This is a genomic window from Enterobacter cloacae complex sp. P15RS (assembly GCF_014895905.1).
Lineage (GTDB): Bacteria > Pseudomonadota > Gammaproteobacteria > Enterobacterales > Enterobacteriaceae > Enterobacter > Enterobacter quasihormaechei.
In genome coordinates this window covers 17,438-40,203 of record NZ_JADBQL010000019.1, presented here as the reverse complement: position 1 = coordinate 40,203, position 22,766 = coordinate 17,438, and the positions used below count along the sequence as shown (strand labels likewise).

Below are 22,766 nucleotides of genomic sequence, written 5' to 3'. Positions count from 1 at the left end.
AAGATGCATCTAAAATACATCATTAAAGTAACATCAGAAGGAAGCTGCTATGCTCGACGCTCAAACCATCGCTACCGTGAAGGCCACGATCCCCCTGCTGGTTGAAACGGGTCCTAAGCTGACCGCCCATTTCTACGATCGCATGTTTGCGCATAACCCGGAGCTCAAAGAAATTTTTAACATGAGCAACCAGCGTAACGGCGATCAGCGTGAAGCGCTGTTTAACGCTATCGCCGCCTATGCCAGCAACATCGAAAACCTGCCGGCTCTTCTGCCTGCGGTGGAAAAAATTGCCCAGAAGCACACCAGCTTCCAGATCAAACCTGAACAGTACAACATCGTCGGCAGCCACCTGCTGGCCACGCTGGACGAAATGTTCAGCCCGGGCCAGGAGGTGCTGGACGCGTGGGGTAAAGCCTACGGCGTGCTGGCAAACGTGTTTATCAACCGTGAAGCGCAGATCTACAGCGAAAACGCCAGCAAGAGCGGCGGCTGGGAAGGCACTCGTGCCTTCCGTATCGTTGAGAAAACCCCGCGCAGCGCGCTTATCACCAGTTTTGAATTTGAGCCGGTTGACGGCCAGCCGGTGGCGGATTATCAGCCTGGGCAGTATCTGGGCGTCTGGCTGAAGCCGGAAGGTTTCCCGCATCAGGAGATCCGCCAGTACTCCCTGACCCGCAAGCCAAACGGCAAAGGCTATCGCATTGCGGTTAAACGTGAGGAAGGCGGTCAGGTATCGACCTGGCTGCATAACGTCGCTAACGTGGGCGATATCGTTCATCTGGCCGCGCCGGCGGGTGACTTCTTTATGGCGGTGGAACCCGGCACGCCGGTGACGCTGATCTCCGCGGGCGTGGGTCAAACGCCAATGCTGGCGATGCTGGATACGCTGGCAAAATCCAGCCACAGCGCGCAGGTCAACTGGTTCCACGCGGCCGAAAACGGTGATGTCCACGCCTTCGCGGATGAAGTGAAAACGCTGGCAGCCAGTCTGCCGCACTTTACCGCGCATACCTGGTACCGTTTGCCAACGGAAGCCGACCGCGCAGCGGCACGTTTTGACAGCGAAGGGCTGATGAATTTAGGGCAGCATGAAGGGGCGTTCAACGCACCGGGAATGCAGTTCTACGTTTGCGGACCGGTGGCGTTTATGCAGTATGCCGCGAAGCAGCTGGTAGACCTGGGTGTGGACAAGGACAACATTCATTACGAATGCTTCGGCCCGCATAAGGTGCTGTAATCGCCCGGCGGCGCTTCGCTTGTACGGGCCTACGAAGGGTTTTGTAGGCCGGGTAAGCGCAGCGCCACCCGGCAAGAGTGTTAAATCGCCGCGTCGTCTTCTTCGCCGGTACGGATACGGATCACGCGCGCCACGTCAAAGACGAAGATTTTCCCGTCGCCAATTTTGCCGGTCTGTGCCGTGCGGATAATGGTATCCACACAGGTATCGACGATGTCATCGCTCACCACGATCTCGATTTTCACCTTCGGCAGAAAGTCCACCATGTACTCTGCGCCACGGTACAGCTCGGTGTGGCCCTTCTGACGACCAAAACCTTTCACTTCAGTTACGGTCATCCCGGTGATGCCCACTTCAGCCAGCGCTTCACGTACATCATCCAGTTTGAAAGGTTTAATAATCGCATCAATTTTTTTCATGGTCGGTCCTTAAACTCTTGCCTGTAAGCTGCCTCGTAATCGGTTGCTCACAGTATCATATTCAGGCGGATTTTGCGGTATTACTCTTTAAAATCGTTCGCTTCCAGCTCGTGGCGTGAGAGGAGTTTATAGAACTCGGTACGGTTACGCCCGGCCATGCGCGCCGCGTGGGTCACGTTGCCTTTGGTGATTTGCAGCAGCTTGCGCAGATAGTTCAGCTCGAACTGATTTCGTGCTTCCGCAAACGTCGGTAAGGCCGTGTTTTCCCCTTCCAGCGCCTGCTCCACCAGTGCATCGCTGATCACGGGCGATGAGGTCAGCGCCACGCACTGCTCAATCACGTTCACCAGCTGACGCACGTTGCCCGGCCAGCTTGCCGTCATCAGGCGCTTCATCGCATCGGTGGAGAACGCGCGCACAAACGGTTTGTGGCGGTCTGCGGCCTGGCGCAAAAGATGGTTTGCCAGCAGCGGAATATCTTCCGCCCGCTCGGCCAGCGCCGGAATTTTCAGGTTGACGACATTCAGTCGGTAGTAGAGATCTTCGCGGAACTCGTTGCGCGCCATCGCCTTGGGTAAATCACGGTGGGTGGCGGAAATAATACGCACGTTGATGTCGATATCGCGGTTGCTGCCGAGCGGACGCACTTTTCGCTCCTGCAACACGCGCAGCAGTTTGACCTGCAACGGCGCGGGCATATCGCCAATTTCATCGAGAAACAGCGTGCCGCCCTCAGCCGCCTGGAATAGCCCTTCACGGCTGCTCACCGCGCCGGTAAAGGCGCCGCGGGCGTGACCAAAGAGCTCAGACTCAAGCAGCTGTTCCGGCAACGCGCCACAGTTGATGGCGATAAAAGCATTTTTACTGCGCGGGCTGGCGTTGTGGATCGCCTGGGCGAGGATCTCTTTCCCGGTCCCGCTCTGGCCGTTGATCAGTACGCTAACGTCTGATTGCGCCACCATCCGCGCCTGTTCCAGCAAGCGCAGCATAACCGGGCTTCGCGTTACGATGGATTCACGCCAGGCGTCGTCGCCAGAGGGCGCCGCGTGCTCAAGGGCGCTGTCGATTGCTTTGTAGAGGGCGTCTTTATCCACCGGTTTGGTGAGGAAGCTGAACACGCCCTGCTGCGTCGCGGCCACCGCATCCGGAATGGATCCGTGTGCGGTGAGGATAATCACCGGCATCCCGGGCTGCTGCTTCTGGATCTCCGCGAACAGTTGCAGGCCGTCCATTTCATCCATGCGTAAATCGCTGATCACCAGATCGATTTTCTCGCGGCTGAGCACTTTCAACCCCTCCTGCCCGCTTTCAGCGGTGACCACGCTGTAGCCTTCGCTGACCAGACGCATCCCCAACAGCTTTAATAAACCGGGATCGTCATCCACCAGTAATAGATGGGCAGGTTTACGGCTTGTCATGGCTTCACATCCTCTTGTTTCGGCGTCTCACCGTCTGGCGTCGTGGCAGAGTTGCCTTTCGACCCGTCGGGCAGATAGCTGCCTGCCGGCTTACGCGTCGAGAGCTGTCTCTCGATATCGGTCAGATTTTCAAGCTTGCGCGTGGTGGTATCAAGCTGCTCGCGCAGCGACTCCTGCTGCTGGCGCAGCGCATCAAGCTCGCTGTCGCTCGACTGCTGCAATTTGCTGTAGCGGAAACGCTCTTCAGACAGCTGTAATTGCAGGGTTTGTCCGTCCCGCCAGAGCTGATAGACCGGGCGCACCTGCGAGGGAATATTGATTACGTAAGTATCGAGCCGCGTCACGTTGGCGCGGCGTTCGACGGGGGTGATTCTGGCATCGGCCATTACGATCCCACGTTTAAACGCGTCCTGCCAGGTGTCGTCCACCAGCATCGCCGCCTGCGCACGGGCCTCGGCGGGGGCCAGACGCTGGGCGCAGTCTATTCCCCGCAGCCAGAACAGCGGGTTGGATTCGACATCGTGTCCCGACAGGCTCCAGATATCATCGCAACGTGTTGAAAAGAAGTCGGCCAGCTGTTTTTGCGGCCATTTATCTTCCTGTTTGTGGCTAATTGCACTTTTTGGTGCATGGGTGACACAGCCTGCCAGCAGCAGGCAGGGCAGGCTCAGGCGCATATTTTTGCTGGAAAACACCGCGCGCAGAGCGCGATAAAAGACGTGTGACATACTCACCAGGTTGTTATTCATTTCATTGATTTTTCCGGCTCAAGAGGCAGTTCGATACGAAAACAGACATCGGCGCGTTCATCACTCACGATGTTAAGCTCACCCTGCATGCGTCGTATGCAGTCGCGGGCAATACTCAGCCCCAGACCACTTCCTTTTACCGCACCTTTTCGCTGATGACTCCCCTGGAAGAAGGGTTCAAAGATCATCGTTTTTTCATCATCCGGAATCGGGCTTCCCGTATTCGCTACGTCAATAAATACCCGCGAACCGTTGTTATTGCTTCTGATATAAATGGTACCGGATTCAGTACCATAGTGCACCGCATTGGAATAAAGATTATCCAGCACGCTCATTAAAAGCATCGGTTCTGCAAGACAGGCTGGCGCATTGAGATCCACCTGGGTATGCATCATTTTAGCTCTTGCTGGCAGGCTATGGGCGGAGATAACCATATCCACCAGCGGTTCAATTTCAACGCTCTCGAGCACCACAGCACCATCCGCCAGCTTGCGGTTATAGTCCAGCAATTGTTCGATAAGTTTCTGTAAATTGCGGCTGCTGGCATCCAGGATCGCCACGATCTCTTTTTGCTCAGGCGTTAACGGCCCCGCCACTTCGTCGGCCAGCAGCTCTGTGCCTTCACGCATGCTGGCCAGCGGTGTTTTGAGTTCGTGTGAGATATGGCGCAGAAACTGGTGACGCTGGGATTCGAGCCACGCCAGACGCTCTGAGAGCCAGATAATGCGCTGGCCGACCGAACGCAGCTCGCGCGGGCCTTTAAAAACGACGGTATCCCCGAGGGATTTGCCCTCTCCGAGGCGGTTAATCATCCGCTGGATCCCCTTCACGGGGCCGATGATCATGCGGGTAAAGAGCAGCACCAGCCCCAGGCTGACCAGAAACAGCACCAGCGCCTGCCAGCCAAAGAACTGGCCGCGCTCGGCAATCTCCTGCTGGAGCTGCTGCCCGCGGGAAAAAATTACCGTACGGGTGGACTGAACCATCTCCGTGTTGGCATTCGCGAAGGCTTCAAGCCGTGCAGCGGCGGCGGCATCAGGACCGCTGTTTTTGCACTGGAGCTGCGCCAGATCGTTCAGATCCTGACGCAGCGCCTGATAGAGTTTGTCATCCGGCAGCACCCCGGCATGGGCGTCCAGCATTTCGCTGTAGCGTTTACGCTGATTCTGATACACCCTTTCCAGCGTGCGGTCGTCCAGCACGCAGTACTGGCGATAGCTACGCTCCATCTCCAGCGCGGCGTTGGTCATCGCCTCGCTACGGCGGGCATCAATAAGCGTGGTGCGGTTAGTCAACGCCGCCTGGGCACTTAACGCGTTCAGGCTTTGCCAGGCCTGCCAGGCCAGCACCAGCAAAGGTAGCAGGATCAGCAGGAAGGCCATCATAACGAGCTGTCGCAGGGAGCGAGGGAAAGCGGGCCAGCGTTTCAACACATTACTCTCTTCATCCGGGTTTGAGGAGAGCGTAACTGAGTCTGCCCTTCAGATACAACAAAGCCGGGTAAAAACCCGGCTTTGTCATGGAATAAGGCGGTGCCTAACTCGACGTTTCGCCCTGGCCTGATAAAGCATTGCAATAATCAGTAGTTGGACGGCAGGCACCTTTTTGTGCGTCATTCGAAGTTTATGTAGCACGTCCCGAAGGGGCTGACATAAGAAGGTGAATGAGCCACTGACTACTGTAATGCAACTCGCGTGCCAGAATGCAAAACAATCGATTATCTTTATGATTAAAAAAGATTTTATTACATAAGTGTATTGAAAGCGGCGTAAATGATTTCCAGCCTAAGTGTCGCTATTAAGCAACACCTTAACGGGAACTTGTCATGCCATATATAAATCAATAAGTTAAATGTCTCTTTTTGGAGACACTCAAACCGGAGGATTGTCGCGATTTTGCGACAGGTATAAAAAAGCCCGGTGGCGCTCACGCTTACCGGGCCTACAGGTAGTACGCTAAACCTTAACCCAACTGTTTACGCGCGTTGCGGAAAATGCGCATCCACGGGCTATCCTCGCCCCAGTTTTCCGGGTGCCAGGAGTTGCTCACGGTACGGAAGACTCGCTCCGGGTGCGGCATCATGATCGTTACGCGACCGCTTTCGCTGGTGACCGCAGTAATACCATTTGCCGAACCGTTCGGGTTAGCCGGATAGGTTTCGGTGACCTTGCCGAAGTTATCAACGAAGCGCAGCGCCACCAGCCCTTTGCTTTCAAGCTGAGCCAGATGCGCCGCATCGCGCACTTCAACCTGACCTTCACCGTGCGACACCGCGATTGGCATCTGAGAACCCACCATCCCCTGCAACAGCAGAGACGGGCTTTGGGTCACCTCTACCAGGCTGAAGCGCGCTTCGAAGCGGTCAGACTGGTTGCGCACAAAGCGCGGCCAGGCTTCACTGCCCGGGATCAGCTCGCGCAGGTTAGACATCATCTGACAGCCGTTACAAACGCCCAGCGCCAGCGTCTGCGGGCGGTGGAAGAAGGTCTCGAACTCGTCACGCACGCGGCTGTTGAACAGGATGGACTTCGCCCAGCCTTCGCCCGCGCCCAGCACGTCGCCGTAGGAGAAACCGCCGCAGGCCACCAGCGCCTGGAAATCATCCAGACCGGTACGCCCGGCCAGCAGGTCGCTCATGTGAACATCAATGGCGTCGAAGCCCGCCCGGTGGAAGGCCGCGGCCATCTCAACGTGGGAGTTAACGCCCTGCTCGCGCAGCACGGCCACTTTCGGACGCGCGCCGGTCGCAATGTACGGTGCAGCAATGTCTTCGTTGATGTCGAAGGAGAGCTTCACGTTCAGGCCTGGATCCTGGTCATTGGCCTTCGCGTTATGTTCCTGATCGGCGCATTCCGGGTTGTCGCGCAGGCGCTGCATCTGCCAGGTGGTTTCCGCCCACCACATACGCAGCGTGGTACGGCTTTCGCTGAACACCGCGTGGCCGTCGGCTTCAATCACGAAGCGGTCACCCTGCACCGCTTTCCCCAGATAGTGCACGCAGTCTGCCAGACCGTGCTTCGCAAGGAGAGCTTCCACCGCCTCGCGGTCTGCGGCGCGGACCTGAATCACCGCGCCCAGCTCTTCGTTAAACAGCGCTGCCAGGCGGTCTTCGCCAAGAGCGCCAATGTTCGCTTCCACGCCGCAGTGGCCGGTGAAGGCCATCTCTGCCAGGGTGACCAGCAGGCCACCGTCGGAGCGGTCGTGGTAGGCCAGCAGCTTGCGCTGTGCCACCAGCGCCTGGATCGCGTCGTAGAAGCCTTTAAGCTGGGCGACGTCACGCACGTCGGCTGGCTTATCGCCGAGCTGACGGTAAACCTGCGCCAGCGCGGTTGCGCCCAGTGCGTTATGGCCTTTGCCGAGGTCAATCAGCAGCAGGGCGTTATCTTCGGTCGCCAGCTGCGGCGTAACGGTATGGCGTACGTCTTCTACACGCGCAAACGCGGTGATCACCAGCGACAGCGGAGAGGTCATCTCGCGCTGCTCGTTACCCTCCTGCCAACGGGTTTTCATCGACATGGAGTCTTTACCCACCGGAATGGTCAGGCCGAGCGCAGGACACAGCTCTTCGCCCACCGCTTTCACCGCTTCATACAGGCCTGCATCTTCACCCGGGTGACCGGCAGCGGCCATCCAGTTCGCGGAAAGCTTGATGCGTTTAATATCACCAATCTGCGTGGCGGCAATGTTGGTCAGCGCTTCACCAACGGCCAGTCGCGCAGAGGCGGCGAAGTCCAGCAGCGCCACCGGCGTACGTTCGCCCAGCGCCATCGCTTCGCCGTAGTAGCTGTCGAGGCTCGCGGTGGTCACGGCGCAGTTAGCGACCGGGATCTGCCACGGGCCGACCATCTGATCGCGCGACACCATACCGGTTACGGTACGGTCGCCGATGGTGACCAGGAAGGTTTTCTCTGCCACGGCCGGGAGGTGCAGTACGCGGTTCACCGCGTCCGCAACGGTAATGCCCTGGCGGTCCAGCGCTTTGCCCGCCGCTTTGCGGGTAGTGACGTCGCGGGTCATCTTCGGCGTTTTGCCGAGCAGCACGTCCAGCGGCAGATCGATCGGCTGGTTGTCAAAGTGGGTATCGCTCAAGGAGAGGTGCTGCTCTTCGGTCGCTTCACCGATGACGGCATACGGCGCGCGCTCGCGGCGGCACAGCTCGTCAAACAGCGGCAGCTGGTCGGCGGCCACCGCCAGCACGTAGCGCTCCTGGGATTCGTTACACCAGATTTCCAGCGGGCTCATGCCCGGCTCATCGCTCAGGATGTCGCGCAGGTTGAAACGGCCACCTCGACCACCGTCGCTCACCAGCTCCGGCATGGCGTTGGACAGACCGCCTGCGCCCACGTCGTGGATGAACAGGATCGGGTTGGCGTCACCGAGCTGCCAGCAGCGGTCGATCACTTCCTGACAGCGACGTTCCATCTCCGGGTTGTCGCGCTGCACGGAGGCGAAATCGAGATCCGCATCAGACTGGCCGGAAGCCATAGACGAGGCTGCACCACCGCCCAGACCGATGTTCATGGCCGGACCGCCGAGCACGATCAGCTTCGCGCCGACGACGATCTCGCCTTTCTGCACGTGATCGGCGCGAATGTTGCCGATCCCGCCCGCCAGCATGATCGGTTTGTGGTAGCCGCGCAGCTCTTCGCCGTTGTGGCTGTCCACTTTCTCTTCATAGGTACGGAAGTAGCCGTTCAGCGCCGGACGACCAAATTCGTTGTTGAACGCCGCGCCGCCCAGCGGGCCTTCGGTCATGATATCCAGCGCGGTCACGATGCGCTCTGGCTTGCCGAAATCTTCTTCCCACGGCTGTTCAAAGCCCGGGATACGCAGGTTGGAAACGGAGAAACCGACCAGACCCGCTTTTGGTTTAGCGCCGCGACCCGTCGCACCCTCGTCACGGATTTCACCGCCGGAACCCGTCGCCGCACCCGGCCACGGCGAGATTGCCGTCGGGTGGTTATGGGTTTCCACTTTCATCAGGATATGCGCAGGCTCCTGATGGAAGTCATAGCGCCCCGCTTCGCGATCGGCGAAGAAGCGGCCCACCTCGGAACCTTCCATTACCGCGGCGTTGTCCTTATAGGCAGACAGCACGTGGTCAGGGGTTTGCTCCATGGTGTTTTTGATCATTTTGAACAGCGACTTCGGCTGCTGTTCGCCGTCGATAATCCAGTCGGCGTTGAAAATCTTGTGGCGGCAGTGCTCAGAGTTGGCCTGCGCGAACATATACAGTTCGATGTCGTTCGGGTTGCGGTTCAGCTTAACGAATGCATCCTGAAGGTAGTCAATTTCATCATCTGCGAGTGCCAGACCCAGACGCAGGTTTGCGTCGATCAGCGCCTGACGCCCCTGCCCCAGCAGGTCTACGCTCTGTACCGGCGCAGGCTGATGGTGGGAAAACAGCTTCTGCGCCTCATCCAGAGAGGCAAACACGCTCTCCATCATGCGGTCGTGCAGCTCTGCCGCAACGGCCTGCCACTGCGCGTCGCTCAGGGTGGACGCTTCCACATAGTACGCCACGCCGCGCTCCAGACGGTTAATCTGGCTCAGGCCGCAGTTGTGGGCGATATCCGTTGCTTTGGAAGACCAGGGGGAGATGGTGCCCGGACGTGGCGTGGCAAGGATCAGTTTGCCGGTCGGCGTATGGCTGCTCAGGCTTGGGCCATATTTAAGCAGGCGTTCCAGCTGGACGCGCTCCTCTGCATTCAAAGGGGCATTCAGGTCAGCAAAATGGACATACTCAGCGTAAATATTGCTTACCGGAAGGTCGGCCGCCTGAAAACGTGCCAGCAGTTTGTTAATACGGAAGGCAGACAGTGCAGGCGAACCACGCAGAATTTCCATCATAAGTCTCTCGTCTTCGAAGCGCCGGGGCGCTTACAGTGTGCGCAAGGGGGAAAACGGGCGTCATTATAGAGAATCCTGAGCGCCGACGAAACCGTTTGCGTCGAAATAAAATCATCCATTATGTTTAACAATAGATGTGACCTGTCTCTCTAATTGGTTGCCAACTGGCGCTACTTTGCGCAAAATGCCGCTCAATCAATGGCAAACCCTATTCATAACATGACTACAGCACACTGAGGCATCCGGCGTCGCAGAGAATTAACTAATTGAAAAAATTAAAGATTAATTATCTGCTCATCGGCATTGTTACGTTGCTGCTGGCAGTGGCCCTCTGGCCTTCTATCCCCTGGTTCGGCAAAGCCGAGAACCGTATCGCCGCCATTCAGGAGCGGGGGGAGCTGCGCGTCAGTACCCTCTCTTCCCCGCTTATTTATGACGATATCAACGGTAAAACCATTGGGCTTGATTACGAACTCGCACAGCTATTTGCAGACTACCTGGGCGTAAAGCTGAAGGTCACCGTGCGACAAAACATTAACCAGCTCTTTGACGACCTGGATCATAACCGCGCCGATATCCTTGCCGCCGGACTGGTGTACAACACCGAGCGGAGCAAAAACTATCAGCCGGGCCCAACCTATTATTCCGTGTCGCAGCAGGTGGTTTACCGTGTGGGTAGCCTGCGCCCGCGCTCGCTGGCCGACATCACCGAACAGCAGTTAACCATCGCCCCTGGCCACGTGGTGATTGACGATCTGCGGGAATTAAAAGAGAAAAAATATCCGAACCTCAGCTGGAAGGTTGACCCGAAACAGGGCACCAACGCATTGCTGGAGCAGGTAAAGGATAAAAAGCTGGCCTATACCATTGCTGATTCGGTAGCGATCAGCCTCTTCCAGCGCGTTCATCCTGAAATCGCCGTGGCGCTGGATGTGACCGACGAACAGCCGGTGACCTGGTTTACCCCGCTAGACGACGATCAGACCGTTTCTGCGGCCATGCTCGATTTCTTTAATTCCATCAATGAAGACGGCACCCTGGCGCGTCTGGAAGAGAAATATCTCGGTCACGGTGACGATTTTGATTACGTGGACACCCGCACCTTCCTGCGCGCCGTGGACAGCGTGCTGCCGGAGCTGCAACCGCTGTTTGAGAAATACGCACAGGAAATTGACTGGAAGCTGCTGGCGGCGATTTCCTACCAGGAATCACACTGGGATGCTCAGGCCACCTCCCCTACGGGCGTGCGCGGGTTGATGATGCTGACCAAAAATACCGCCCAGAGCCTCGGCATCAGCGATCGGACCGATGCGGAACAGAGCATCAGCGGCGGCGCGCAGTATTTACAGGATATGATGGCAAAAGTGCCGGAGACGGTCCCGGAAGGGGAGCGGATCTGGTTTGCGCTGGCCGCCTATAACATGGGCTATGCGCATATGCTCGACGCGCGCGCGCTGACGGCGAAAACAAAAGGTAATCCGGACAGCTGGTCTGATGTAAAACAGCGCCTGCCGCTGCTTAGCCAGAAACAGTGGTATAAAAAACTGACGTACGGCTATGCGCGCGGACATGAAGCGTATGCCTACGTGGAGAATATTCGTAAATATCAGATAAGCCTGGTGGGGTATTTGCTGGAGAAAGAAAAAGAGGCAACCGAGGCCCAACAGCTGGCTGAAAGCTATCCGGTGGTTGCACCGGACGAGCTTAATCACCCTGCGGCTTCAATTCTGCCTTTTGTTGCTTTTTCTGCTGCCGACGCATTCGAAAAAAGTCACTTAACAGACCCGAACATTCTGGTGCAAGTACCCCACCGATAGTTTTCACCTGGTGGTTCATCCCCGGATGCCCAAGCACGTCCATCAGCGAGCCGGCAGCGCCCGTCTTTTCATCTCGTGCGCCAAATACCAGCGTGCCGATTCGGCTGTGCACCATTGCCCCGGAGCACATCACGCACGGTTCAAGGGTGACGTAGAGTGTGGTATCAAGCAGACGATAGTTTTGCAGCACCAGTCCGCCCTGACGAAGCGCCATGATTTCAGCATGCGCGGTGGGATCGTGGCGGCCAATAGGACGGTTCCACCCTTCTCCAATCACCTGATTGTTATGGACCAGCACCGCGCCCACGGGCACTTCGCCCTCTTCCCAGGCGCGCTGAGCCAGTGCCAGCGCGTGGCGCATCCAGTATTCATGATTGTGTTCAGGGTTGGACAAGGGCTGATACTCCAGTCGAAAAGCGGGCGGCATTATACACAGCCGTTATAGATAAGACTATTCGAGTTGCTGAAGTTCACCCAGAGGCGTGACGCGCCATCGGTGCTGGCAAAAATAGAGCAGCGGGTTGTCCTGCTTGCTGTCGCTGTAGCCGCTGTACAGGCGCAGCGGCGTGCCGATGCGTTTTTCCAGCTGAACCACTTTTTCATGCCCCAGGCAGCGCATCGTCAGGACCCAACCGCCGTAGCCGCGTGAGATTTGCGTGGCGATAAGATTCACGCGCGGCAGCCAGGGGGTATCAAAGTAGACCTGCTCCACCAGCGTCTGCGGGGAGCCGGTAATCAGCCAGATATCGGCGTCGTTGGCGTCGAGGTAGCTGGTGAGGCGCGCCTGTACCACGGGAAACGCGGCCACGTGCCCGCGAAACCAGTGGGCAAAATCCTGCTCAAGCTGCTTAAGACGCGCTTCGCTATGACCAAACGTACATCCCCAGAGCAGCAGGCTCATCGGCCAGCGCGCTGCACGGCCTTTTACCAGCAGCGCGATGCCAATAACGGGTAACAGGGGCAATACCAGCAGCGCGTTAAGGGGCTGGCGCCGCAGCAGGTAGCGCATAAACGTGCCGAACATATCCTGCTGGTGCAGCGTTCCATCCAGATCGAAAAAAACAACGCGACGCTCGTGATTGGCCAAACCTTACTCCTCTGGGTCGTTGAATCCTAACAGCCAGGTAAACAGGAACCCGGCGATCACCGCTACCAGATAGCCTAACAGATAGAGCATGACTTTTCCGGTCACGATGGTTAATGCCAGCGGTAAACCGGAGATCCCAAAGGTGATAACGGTCGCCACTTTCCAGGAGCTGATCAGCGCCCCGCCCACCGCACCGCCGAGGCAGGCGGCCAGGAACGGTTTACCCAGCGGCAGCGTAACGCCGAAAATCAGCGGCTCGCCGATACCGAGTAACCCGACCGGCAGCGCCCCTTTAATGACCTTTTTCAGACGTGCGTTGCGGGTTTTCATCAGTATCGCGATGGCCGCACCGACCTGCCCAACGCCCGCCATCGACAGGATCGGCAGCAGCGCGTTATAGCCGTGCGCCTGTACCAGTTCGACGTGAATCGGCACCATCCCCTGATGCAGACCGGTCAGGACTAACGGCAGGAAAGTTCCGGACAGTACGGCGCCTACCAGCAACCCGCCGCGATCGATAGCCAGAGACGCGCCGTGGGCGATGGCTTCCGAGATCCAGCCGCCCAGCGGTTGCAGAGCCACAATCGCCACGCTCCCGGTAATCAGCGTGGTCAGCAATGGGTTGAGGATCAGCTCAATCGAGCCGGGCAGTACCGCGCGCAGCTTTTTCTCGATCCAGCACATCAGGATCACCACCAGCAGCACGGCAATCACCCCACCTCGGCCAGGCTGAAGCGCCTCGCCAAACAGCGTAATTTGCGCCAGCTGCGGGCTGGAGAGGATCCCGGCCATCACGCCGCCCATCGCCAGCGAGCCGCCGAACACTTTGGCGGTATTCACCCCCACCAGAATGTTCATGATGGCAAACACCGCGCTGCCGAAAATGGCGAGAATGCCCAGCAGGTTCGGATACTGCGTGGCAAAATCCCCGACAATATCCGGACGCTTAAGGATATTGATAATCCCGGTGATCAGCCCCGACGCGATAAATGCCGGGATCAGCGGAATAAAGACGTTGGCCAGCTGGCGCAGCGCGTCGCTCATAGGGGCTTTATACCTGGCTTTCGCCTGCGCTTTGGTGCGTTCCGCGTCGTCAACGGCGTGAACCGTTTCCCCGCCCGTCATCAGAGCGCGCATGGCGTCAACCACCTGCGCCGCTTTGCCCGGGCCGACAATCAGCTGATGCTGTTGCCCCTGCTTAACGTACCCGCTCACGCCGGGAAGCTGCTTCAGGCGCGTGACATCGAGCTTGTCGTCGTTATGCACCTCGACGCGCACGCGCGTCATGCAGTTTTCCAGACGCTGAATATTGTTTTCCCCACCGATCCCGAGCAGGATGTCGCTGGCGAGCGCTGCTGTTTTGTCCATACACGCCTCTTATTCGTGTTCTAATGCCGCCCGTAAAAACCCGTGATGGGCATCGAGTCTGGCTCTGGCCGCGGCTGCATCCAGCCCGGTTAATATCATCAGAATGGCCGGTTTGACGTCGTGATCGGTCTGCTGAAGCACCCTTTCCGCCTCTTCACGCGCGGCGCCCGTCGCTTCCATCACCATGCGGCACGCTCTGTCCACCAGCTTGACGTTGGTCGCCTGCATGTCCACCATCAGGTTTTGGTAGACCTTGCCGAATTTCACCATCGCGCCGGTGGAGATCATATTGAGCACCAGCTTCTGCGCGGTACCCGACTTAAGACGCGTCGAGCCGGTTAACGCCTCGGGCCCAACGACAGGCGAGATGGCAATGTCCGCTACCTGCGCTATCGGCGAGCCGGGGTTGCAGGAGATGGCGACCGTGGTGCACCCGATCTTCCGGGCGTATTCCAGCCCGCCAATGACGTACGGCGTACGCCCGGAAGCCGCCAGTCCGACCACCAGATCCTGCGCGGTCAGGTTCAGCGTCCTGAGGTCATCTTCCCCAAGCTGTTTATTATCTTCTGCTCCTTCCACCGCTTTCAGCAGCGCGCCAGGGCCGCCGGCAATCAGGCCCACAACCAGGCCGTGCGGAACGCCAAAGGTCGGCGGACACTCGGAAGCATCCAGCACACCGAGGCGCCCGCTGGTTCCCGCCCCCATATAAATAATGCGTCCTCCGGCTTTCAGCGCGTCGGCAGCGGCGTCCACGGCTTTTGCTACCTCAGGCAATGTCTCTTTGACTGCCAGCGCGACGAGGGTATCCTGTTGATTAAAGCGGTTTACCAGCTCAAGCGTGGAGAGCGCGTCAAGATCCATGGTTTGCGGGTTACGCGTTTCAGAAACAAGAGAGCCTAGATTCATGTTATGTACCTCTGGAATTTTTAATTCATAATAAACGCACTATAATGGAATATAAAATTCATTCAGGCGAGCAAAATCCGTATTTGCGCAGGCAATCACATTTTCGCCAGGAGATCGTATGAACTGTTTAATTCGCATTCGTCAGCGCTACGCAGGCTTTGCCCAGAGTGACAAAAAGCTCGCGGATTTTTTACTCTCTCAGCCCGATCGCGCGCGGCACCTTAGCTCGCAGCAGCTGGCAGGCGAAGCCGGAGTGAGCCAGTCAAGCGTAGTGAAGTTTGCCCAGAAGATTGGGTTTAAGGGCTTTCCGGCGCTGAAGCTGGCCATCAGCGAAGCGCTGGTGAGCAACCCTAACCCGCAGTCTATGCCGGTGCATAACCAGATCCGCGGCGACGATCCGATGCGTCTGGTCGGTGAAAAGCTGATTAAGGAGAACGTGGCGGCAATGCATGCCACGCTGGACGTGAACACCGAAGAGAAGCTGCTGGAAAGCGTCGCCATGCTTCGCGACGCGCGGCGCATTGTGTTGACCGGGATTGGGGCATCCGGGCTGGTGGCGCGTAACTTTGGCTGGAAGCTGACCAAAATCGGCTATAACGCCATCGTTGAGCAGGATATGCACGCGCTGCTGGCAACCGTTCAGGCGATGGATCCTGACGATGTGCTGCTGGCCATCTCCTATTCCGGCGAGCGCCGGGAGATAAATATGGCCACCGACGAAGCCCTGCGCGTGGGGGGGAAAATTTTGGCCATTACCGGCTTTAGCCCGAATGCGCTCCAGCAGCGGGCAACGCGCTGTCTCTATACCATTGCCGAGGAACAGGCCACTCGCAGCGCGGCTATTTCCTCAACGAGTGCGCAAATGATGCTGACGGATCTGCTGTTTATGGCGCTGGTTCAGCAGGATCTGGAGCGTGCGCCAGAGCGAATTCGCCACAGCGAAGAGCTGGTAAAAAAACTGGTCTGAGCACAAAATGCGCGTATAATGCCCGCCCTGTTTGTGATGTTTCTGAGAATTTCCCGATGGCGCTGTTAATCACTAAAAAATGCATCAACTGCGATATGTGCGAACCCGAATGCCCTAACCAGGCGATTTCGATGGGCGACAGCATTTATGAGATTAACAGCGACCGCTGCACCGAGTGCATCGGCCACTATGAGACGCCGACCTGCCAGAAGGTGTGCCCAATCCCCAATACGATCTTAAAAGATCCGGCACACGTCGAGAACGAAGAACAGCTGTGGGATAAGTTTGTCCTGATGCACCATGCGGACAAAATTTAACTCTCGATAATTACCGTTGCACAGGCATAGTGCCGTTCATCTGCCAGCGTTACGTGCATGTGCGCCACGCCCAGCGTTTCCGCCAGCTTAAGCGCCTCGCCCCATAAGCGCAGACGTGGTTTACCCAGCTCATCGTTAAAGACTTCAAACTGGTTAAACGCCAGGCCGTTACGAATGCCCGTGCCGAACGCTTTCGCCGCCGCCTCTTTTACCGCAAAACGCTTTGCCAGAAAGCGCACCGGCTGTTGATGCGCCTCCCAGATGGCCCATTCGTTATCGCTCAGCACGCGTCTTGCCAGGCGATCGCCGCTGCGGGCGATCACCGCTTCGATGCGGGCTATTTCAACGATATCGGTACCTAAGCCCAGAATGGCCATTACTGACGTGCTTCCAGCATCAGGCGCTTCATCTCTGAAACCGCCTCTTTCAGGCCGCTCATTACCGCCCGGCCAATAATCGCGTGGCCGATGTTTAGCTCGTGCATTTCCGGCAGGGCGGCGATGGCCTTCACGTTGTGATAGGTCAGGCCGTGTCCGGCGTTCACCTTCAGGCCCATACTGGCCGCGTAGGTTGCCGCTTTGGCAATACGCTCCAGCTCTTTAGCCTGTTCAGCGTCATTTTCAGCATCAGCATAGCAGCCGGTGTGAATTTCAATGTACGGCGCGCCCGCGTCGGCCGCGGCTTTAATCTGGCTGAAATCGGCGTCGATAAACAGGGAAACCAGGATACCGGCATCCGCCAGGCGTTTGCAGGCGTCGCGCATTTTGTCGAGCTGCCCCGCCACGTCCAGACCGCCTTCGGTCGTCACTTCCTGACGCTTTTCCGGCACCAGACAGCAAAAGTGCGGCTTCGTATCGCAGGCAATCGTCAGCATCTCTTCCGTTACCGCCATCTCCAGGTTCATGCGGGTATCCAGCGTCTGGCGCAGGATGCGCACGTCGCGATCGGTGATGTGGCGACGGTCTTCACGCAGGTGGACGGTAATGCCGTCCGCCCCAGCCTGTTCAGCGATAAATGCCGCCTGAACCGGATCCGGATACGCGGTGCCGCGCGCGTTGCGCAGGGTGGCAATGTGGTCGATGTTGACGCCTAACAATAATTCAGCCATGACAATCCTCGGTTTTCTTTCTGATGCTGTGGTCTAACGTTTCGGCATAAACTGCCTGAATAATTCGCGGCTCTTTAAGGGCTTGCCACCAAGATACGGCTTGAGCGCAATTCGGGTAAAGCGTTTTGCGGCGCGCAGGGTGTCGGCGTCCGGGAACTCGCGTTCATACAGTGCTCTGAGCTGGCGTCCGGTAAAGGTGCTGTTATCAACGACGACGCTGGCAATGAAGCCCTTTTCCTCACGATAGCGATAGGTCATGGTATCTTCTACCTCGTCCCCACTCCCCGCGCAGTGCAGAAAATCGACGCCGTATCCAAGATGTCCGAGCAGCGCCAGCTCGAAACGACGCAGCGTAGGCTCAGGGGTGCCGGTTGCGCCAGCGAGCGACTGAATACAGTGCAGGTAATCGAAGAAAAGTTCAGAGAAGCGGGTCTCATGCTCAAGCACCCGTGAGATGAGTTCGTTGACGTACAAACCGCTGTAGAGCGTGATACCAGAAAGAGGAAGCGCCAGGGAGACGGCTTCAGCACTGCGCAGGGTTTTGACTTCCCCTCGCCCGCCAAAGCGAACCAGCAGCGGGGTAAAAGGCTGTAAGGCACCTTTGAGATTAGAACGCTTGGAACGTGCGCCTTTAGCAACAAGGCGCACGCGACCGGACTCTTCCGTGAAGACGTCCAGCATCAGGCTGGTTTCGCTCCAGGGACGACTATGCAGGACAAAGGCGCGCTGCCATCCATCCATATGCTCGCCGTCTTTGGTTACTGGTCTTCGCCGTAACCGAGGCTGCGCAGCGCACGCTCATCATCGGCCCAGCCAGATTTCACTTTCACCCACAGTTCCAGGTGAACCGGTGCTTCAAACATGTCCTGCATGTCTTTACGGGCTTCGATTCCGATAGTTTTGATCTTGGCGCCTTTATTGCCGATCACCATCTTCTTCTGACCTTCACGCTCAACGAGGATCAGACCATTGATGTCGTAACCGCCGCGCTCGTTCGACTGGAAACGCTCGATCTCAACCGTGACCGAGTACGGCAGCTCTGCGCCCAGGAAACGCATCAGCTTCTCGCGGATGATTTCAGAGGCCATAAAGCGCTGCGAGCGATCGGTGATGTAATCTTCCGGGAAGTGATGAGTCGCTTCTGGCAAGTGCTTACGTACGATGCCGGCAATGGTATCAACGTTCAGACCGGTTTCCGCAGACAGTGGAACGATGTCCAGGAAGTTCATCTGGCTGCCCAGCCACTGTAGGTGTGGCAGCAGATCGGCTTTTTCCTGCACGTTGTCCACTTTATTGACCGCGAGGATCACCGGCGTTTTGCCGTCGCGCAGCTTGTTCAGGACCATTTCGTCGTCCGGCGTCCAGCGGGTGCCTTCCACAACGAAAATCACCAGCTCTACGTCGCCAATGGAGCTGCTCGCCGCCTTGTTCATCAGACGGTTGATGGCGCGCTTCTCCTCCATGTGCAGGCCCGGGGTATCGACGTAAATCGCCTGATACGCGCCTTCAGTATGGATACCGACGATGCGGTGACGCGTGGTCTGCGCCTTACGCGAGGTGATAGAAATCTTCTGCCCAAGCAGATTATTCAGCAGGGTGGATTTGCCAACGTTCGGACGTCCGACGATGGCAATAAATCCGCAATAGGTTTTGTCGATGCTCATTCCAGCTCCAGCATTTTTAACGCCTGTTCGGCGGCAGCCTGTTCAGCCTTACGACGGCTTGAACCCGTGCCGACCACCGGTTCACTCAGGCCACTGACCTGGCAATGGATGGTAAATTCCTGATCGTGCGCTTCGCCACGCACCTGCACCACCAGATAGGATGGCAGCGGGAGGTGACGACCCTGCAAATATTCTTGCAGACGCGTTTTCGGATCTTTTTGCTTATCGCCCGGGCTGATTTCGTCCAGACGGGTCTGATACCAGTTCAGGATCAGCTTTTCTACGGTCTGGATATCGCTGTCCAGGAACACGCCACCGATTAAGGCCTCGACCGTATCGGCGAGAATGGATTCACGACGGAACCCACCACTTTTCAGCTCACCCGGCCCCAGACGCAGACATTCACCCAGCTCAAACTCGCGTGCGATTTCAGCGAGTGTGTTGCCGCGCACCAGCGTGGCGCGCATGCGACTCATATCACCTTCGTCCACACGCGGAAAACGATGATAAAGCGCATTCGCAATCACGAAGCTTAAAATAGAGTCGCCTAAAAACTCGAGACGCTCATTATGTTTGCTGCTGGCACTGCGATGGGTTAATGCCTGTTGCAACAACTCCTGATGATGAAAAGTGTAGCCCAGCTTCCGTTGAAGCCGATTAATTACGATGGGGTTCATGCGATACCAATAAATGAATGCGTCAAAAATGCAGCACACGAAACCGACCTGAGAAAACCAACGCGGTTTCGTGTGCCGTGGCACCCTTGCAGGGCCAACCTTAAACTTCGGGGGAATATTCTATACACAACGACAGGGGATGTCGTTAGTTCAAAGAGATTTATCGCTGAAATAATTCACGTAGCGGCTAATAAAAGCCGCTACGCGTTATTTTTCACGAAAATTAATGGATTCCGCCAATACGATTCAGGCGAACGCCGGTCGGCCACTCGCCTTCCTGCTTCTCGAAGCTCATCCAGATAGCGGTTGCTTTACCGACCAGATTCGCTTCCGGCACAAAGCCCCAGTAACGGCTGTCCGCGGAGTTATCGCGGTTATCACCCATCATGAAGTAGTGTCCCGGCGGCACAATCCAGGTCGCCAGCTGCTGTCCCGGCTGCTGGTAGTACATTGCCAGCTGGTCCTGCGCGATTGGCACGGTCAGAATGCGGTGAGTAACATCGCCCAGCGTCTCTTTGCGCTCAACCAGACGAATGCCGTTCTCTTTGGTTTCACCTTTTGGCACCTGGAAGAAACCGCTGGTCGCTTCACCGCCGTTACGACGGGCGAAGGTCTGCACAAAATCACTTGGCTCGACGTTGGAGTAAGTGATTGGCAGCGCATTTTCGCATGCATTACCAGAGCGACAGCCAGGCTGAACGGTCACCTCTTTCGCCACCGGATCGTAGGTCACTTTATCGCCCGGTAAACCTACCGCGCGCTTAATATAGTCCAGGCGCGGATCGTCGGGATATTTAAACACCACGATATCGCCACGTTTCGGATGACCCGTTTCGATCAGCGTTTTCTGGTAGATCGGATCTTTAATGCCATAGGCAAACTTCTCAACCAGAATAAAATCACCAATCAGCAGCGTTGGCATCATCGATCCTGACGGGATCTGGAACGGTTCATAGATAAATGAACGCACCACCAGCACAATCGCCAGCACCGGGAATACCGATGCCCCCGTTTCCAGCCAGCCCGGTTTAGGGCCAACTTTCTTCAGGGTTTTCGCGTCCAGCGCATCGTCAGTGGCTGCCTGCGCGGCAGCCTGACGTTCACGGCGTTTTGGGGCGAAGATAAACTTATCCAGGCACCACAGCAGGCCTGTCACCAGGGTAGCGATGACCAGGATCAGGGCAAACATGTTCGCCATGCCAACTCCTTAAGGTTATTTACCGTTACCGTCTTTACCAACATGAAGGATGGCAAGGAATGCTTCCTGCGGCAGCTCTACGTTACCGACCTGCTTCATACGCTTCTTACCTTCTTTCTGCTTCTGCAACAGCTTTTTCTTACGGCTGACGTCACCGCCATAGCATTTCGCCAGAACGTTTTTACGCAGCTGCTTCACGGTTGAGCGGGCAATGATGTGGTTACCGATGGCCGCCTGAATCGCAATGTCAAACTGCTGACGCGGGATCAGATCTTTCATCTTCTCAACCAGCTCGCGACCGCGGTACGGTGCGTTATCGTTGTGGGTGATGAGCGCCAGGGCATCAACGCGTTCGCCGTTGATCAGCACGTCCACGCGGACCATGTTCGAGGCCTGGAAGCGTTTGAAGTTGTAGTCCAGCGACGCATAGCCGCGGGAGGTGGACTTCAGACGGTCGAAGAAGTCGAGCACCACTTCCGCCATCGGAATTTCATAGGTCAGGGCCACCTGGTTACCGTGGTAAACCATGTTGGTCTGCACGCCACGCTTCTCAATACACAGGGTGATCACGTTGCCGAGGAACTCCTGCGGCAGCAGCATGTGACACTCTGCGATAGGCTCACGCAGTTCCTGAATGTTATTCAGCGGCGGGAGCTTGGACGGGCTATCAACGTAGATCACCTCTTTCGACGTGGTTTCTACTTCGTAAACAACCGTCGGGGCGGTGGTGATCAGGTCCAGATCGTATTCACGCTCCAGACGTTCCTGAATGATCTCCATGTGCAGCAGGCCGAGGAAGCCACAACGGAAGCCGAAGCCCAGCGCCGTAGAGCTTTCTGGCTCGTAGAACAGGGAGGCATCGTTGAGGCTCAGCTTACCGAGCGCATCGCGGAAGTTTTCGTAATCATCGGAGCTGACCGGGAACAGACCCGCATAGACCTGCGGTTTCACTTTCTTGAAGCCGGGCAGCGCTTTATCTGCCGGGTTACGTGCACCGGTCAGGGTATCACCCACCGGCGCGCCGAGGATGTCTTTAATGGCACAGACCAGCCAACCCACTTCGCCGCATTTCAGCTCGGTACGGTCAACCTGTTTTGGCGTGAAGATGCCCAGACGGTCAGCGTTGTAAACCTGTCCGGTGCTCATGACCTTGATTTTGTCGCCTTTACGCATGGTGCCGTTTTTAATACGTACCAGCGAGACAACGCCGAGGTAGTTATCAAACCAAGAGTCGATGATCAGCGCCTGTAACGGCGCATCCGGATCGCCTTCCGGCGGCGGAATGTCACGCACCAGACGTTCCAGTACGTCCGGAACGCCGACGCCGGTTTTTGCCGAGCAGCGTACGGCATCGGTCGCATCAATACCGACGATATCTTCAATCTCTTCCGCTACGCGCTCAGGATCGGCGGCTGGCAGGTCGATTTTATTCAGAACCGGCACCACTTCGAGATCCATTTCCATGGCGGTGTAGCAGTTTGCCAGCGTCTGGGCCTCTACGCCTTGCCCGGCATCCACCACCAGCAGCGCGCCTTCGCAGGCCGCCAGCGAGCGTGATACTTCATAAGAGAAGTCAACGTGCCCTGGGGTGTCGATAAAGTTCAGCTGGTAGGTTTCACCATCGGAAGCCTTATAGTCGAGCGTTACGCTCTGCGCTTTGATGGTAATACCGCGTTCGCGTTCCAGGTCCATGGAGTCCAGAACCTGGGCTGCCATTTCACGATCAGACAGGCCACCGCAAATCTGGATAATACGGTCAGACAGCGTCGACTTACCGTGGTCAATGTGAGCTATGATCGAAAAGTTACGTATGTTCTTCATATAGTTAAATAATTATGCCTTACGAATTCCTGGAGGCCGCTGTTCTTAGCCTGACGTTTTTCAGTGCGAAAACGCAGCATTCTACACTACATCCTCGTCTGCTGGAAATGCACTTAGAGCCAGGTATAGCGCGAAGAGTCGGCGTTTTCTTTATTGCGGT

The 22,766-nt window shown here is 57.0% G+C and carries 20 protein-coding genes; 4 read left to right on the top strand and 16 right to left on the bottom strand.

Annotated elements, in window-relative coordinates; genetic code table 11:
* Positions 1–49 precede the first annotated feature (49 nt).
* Positions 50–1,240 (top strand): NO-inducible flavohemoprotein, encoded by a 1,191-nt coding sequence (gene hmpA, locus IM267_RS12460; RefSeq protein ID WP_193033500.1) that lies wholly within the window; start codon positions 50–52, stop codon positions 1,238–1,240.
* A gap of 80 nt (positions 1,241–1,320) precedes the next feature.
* Here hmpA and glnB read toward each other — a convergent pair whose 3' ends face one another.
* The 5 genes from glnB to purL form a co-directional block, all read right to left on the bottom strand.
* On the bottom strand, positions 1,321–1,659 hold the full coding sequence (glnB, locus tag IM267_RS12455) for a nitrogen regulatory protein P-II (RefSeq protein ID WP_003860685.1): 339 nt from the start codon (positions 1,657–1,659) through the stop codon (positions 1,321–1,323).
* 80 nt (positions 1,660–1,739) lie between these two features.
* Positions 1,740–3,077 (bottom strand): two-component system response regulator GlrR, encoded by a 1,338-nt coding sequence (gene glrR, locus IM267_RS12450; RefSeq protein ID WP_063450531.1) that lies wholly within the window; start codon positions 3,075–3,077, stop codon positions 1,740–1,742.
* Positions 3,074–3,826 (bottom strand): two-component system QseEF-associated lipoprotein QseG, encoded by a 753-nt coding sequence (gene qseG, locus IM267_RS12445; RefSeq protein ID WP_193033499.1) that lies wholly within the window; start codon positions 3,824–3,826, stop codon positions 3,074–3,076. Before qseG ends, glrR begins: the two co-directional genes overlap by 4 nt.
* Positions 3,823–5,256: a two component system sensor histidine kinase QseE/GlrK gene (gene qseE / locus IM267_RS12440; protein ID WP_107535613.1), complete on the bottom strand. Its 1,434-nt coding sequence runs from the start codon at positions 5,254–5,256 to the stop codon at positions 3,823–3,825. Before qseE ends, qseG begins: the two co-directional genes overlap by 4 nt.
* 532 nt (positions 5,257–5,788) lie before the next feature.
* The gene (gene purL / locus IM267_RS12435) at positions 5,789–9,676 is read right to left on the bottom strand and encodes a phosphoribosylformylglycinamidine synthase (RefSeq protein ID WP_193033498.1); all 3,888 of its coding nucleotides are present in this window, start codon (positions 9,674–9,676) and stop codon (positions 5,789–5,791) included.
* Positions 9,677–9,942: 266 nt separating this feature from the next.
* Here purL and mltF point away from each other — a divergent pair, with 266 nt between their 5' ends.
* Positions 9,943–11,493 (top strand): membrane-bound lytic murein transglycosylase MltF, encoded by a 1,551-nt coding sequence (mltF, locus tag IM267_RS12430; protein ID WP_063867973.1) that lies wholly within the window; start codon positions 9,943–9,945, stop codon positions 11,491–11,493.
* Here mltF and tadA read toward each other — a convergent pair.
* The 4 genes from tadA to murQ are packed head-to-tail and all read right to left on the bottom strand — an operon-like array spanning position 11,381 to position 14,854.
* The gene (gene tadA, locus IM267_RS12425; RefSeq protein ID WP_022651606.1) at positions 11,381–11,920 is read right to left on the bottom strand and encodes a tRNA adenosine(34) deaminase TadA; all 540 of its coding nucleotides are present in this window, start codon (positions 11,918–11,920) and stop codon (positions 11,381–11,383) included. The genes mltF and tadA overlap by 113 nt on opposite strands.
* A gap of 24 nt (positions 11,921–11,944) precedes the next feature.
* Positions 11,945–12,580: a phosphatidylglycerophosphatase C gene (yfhb, locus tag IM267_RS12420; protein WP_063450537.1), complete on the bottom strand. Its 636-nt coding sequence runs from the start codon at positions 12,578–12,580 to the stop codon at positions 11,945–11,947.
* Positions 12,581–12,583: 3 nt separating this feature from the next.
* A complete protein-coding gene (locus tag IM267_RS12415; RefSeq protein WP_193033497.1) occupies positions 12,584–13,948 on the bottom strand; it encodes a PTS transporter subunit EIIC in 1,365 nt (454 codons plus the stop codon).
* A gap of 9 nt (positions 13,949–13,957) precedes the next feature.
* Complete coding sequence (gene murQ, locus IM267_RS12410) at positions 13,958–14,854, bottom strand: N-acetylmuramic acid 6-phosphate etherase (protein ID WP_193033496.1); 897 nt, start codon at positions 14,852–14,854, stop codon at positions 13,958–13,960.
* Positions 14,855–14,972: 118 nt separating this feature from the next.
* Between murQ and IM267_RS12405 the strand changes: the two genes are divergently transcribed.
* Together IM267_RS12405 and IM267_RS12400 are read left to right on the top strand one after the other, a co-directional pair.
* Positions 14,973–15,821, top strand: a complete 849-nt coding sequence (locus IM267_RS12405) for a MurR/RpiR family transcriptional regulator (protein WP_063450540.1) — start codon at positions 14,973–14,975, stop codon at positions 15,819–15,821.
* Positions 15,822–15,877: 56 nt separating this feature from the next.
* Positions 15,878–16,138, top strand: a complete 261-nt coding sequence (locus IM267_RS12400) for a YfhL family 4Fe-4S dicluster ferredoxin (protein ID WP_023300734.1) — start codon at positions 15,878–15,880, stop codon at positions 16,136–16,138.
* Here the strand turns inward: IM267_RS12400 and acpS are convergent.
* The 7 genes from acpS to lepA all read right to left on the bottom strand — a co-directional run bounded on the left by acpS (position 16,135) and on the right by lepA (position 22,606).
* Positions 16,135–16,515 (bottom strand): holo-ACP synthase, encoded by a 381-nt coding sequence (gene acpS / locus IM267_RS12395; protein WP_063867967.1) that lies wholly within the window; start codon positions 16,513–16,515, stop codon positions 16,135–16,137. The two genes, IM267_RS12400 and acpS, sit on opposite strands and share 4 nt — an antisense overlap.
* Positions 16,515–17,246: a pyridoxine 5'-phosphate synthase gene (gene pdxJ, locus IM267_RS12390; protein ID WP_193033495.1), complete on the bottom strand. Its 732-nt coding sequence runs from the start codon at positions 17,244–17,246 to the stop codon at positions 16,515–16,517. The genes acpS and pdxJ overlap by 1 nt, the downstream gene beginning before the upstream one ends.
* Before the next feature lie 33 nt (positions 17,247–17,279).
* Positions 17,280–17,987, bottom strand: a complete 708-nt coding sequence (gene recO, locus IM267_RS12385) for a DNA repair protein RecO (RefSeq protein WP_063867962.1) — start codon at positions 17,985–17,987, stop codon at positions 17,280–17,282.
* Positions 17,988–18,004: 17 nt separating this feature from the next.
* Positions 18,005–18,910 (bottom strand): GTPase Era, encoded by a 906-nt coding sequence (era, locus tag IM267_RS12380; protein WP_003860709.1) that lies wholly within the window; start codon positions 18,908–18,910, stop codon positions 18,005–18,007.
* Positions 18,907–19,587 carry a ribonuclease III gene (gene rnc, locus IM267_RS12375; protein ID WP_003860711.1) on the bottom strand — a complete coding sequence of 227 codons (681 nt, stop codon included), beginning with the start codon at positions 19,585–19,587 and terminating at the stop codon, positions 18,907–18,909. The genes era and rnc overlap by 4 nt, the downstream gene beginning before the upstream one ends.
* A gap of 223 nt (positions 19,588–19,810) precedes the next feature.
* A complete protein-coding gene (gene lepB, locus IM267_RS12370; RefSeq protein WP_193033494.1) occupies positions 19,811–20,785 on the bottom strand; it encodes a signal peptidase I in 975 nt (324 codons plus the stop codon).
* Between the two features lie 15 nt (positions 20,786–20,800).
* On the bottom strand, positions 20,801–22,606 hold the full coding sequence (gene lepA, locus IM267_RS12365) for a translation elongation factor 4 (protein ID WP_003860714.1): 1,806 nt from the start codon (positions 22,604–22,606) through the stop codon (positions 20,801–20,803).
* Positions 22,607–22,766 lie beyond the last annotated feature (160 nt).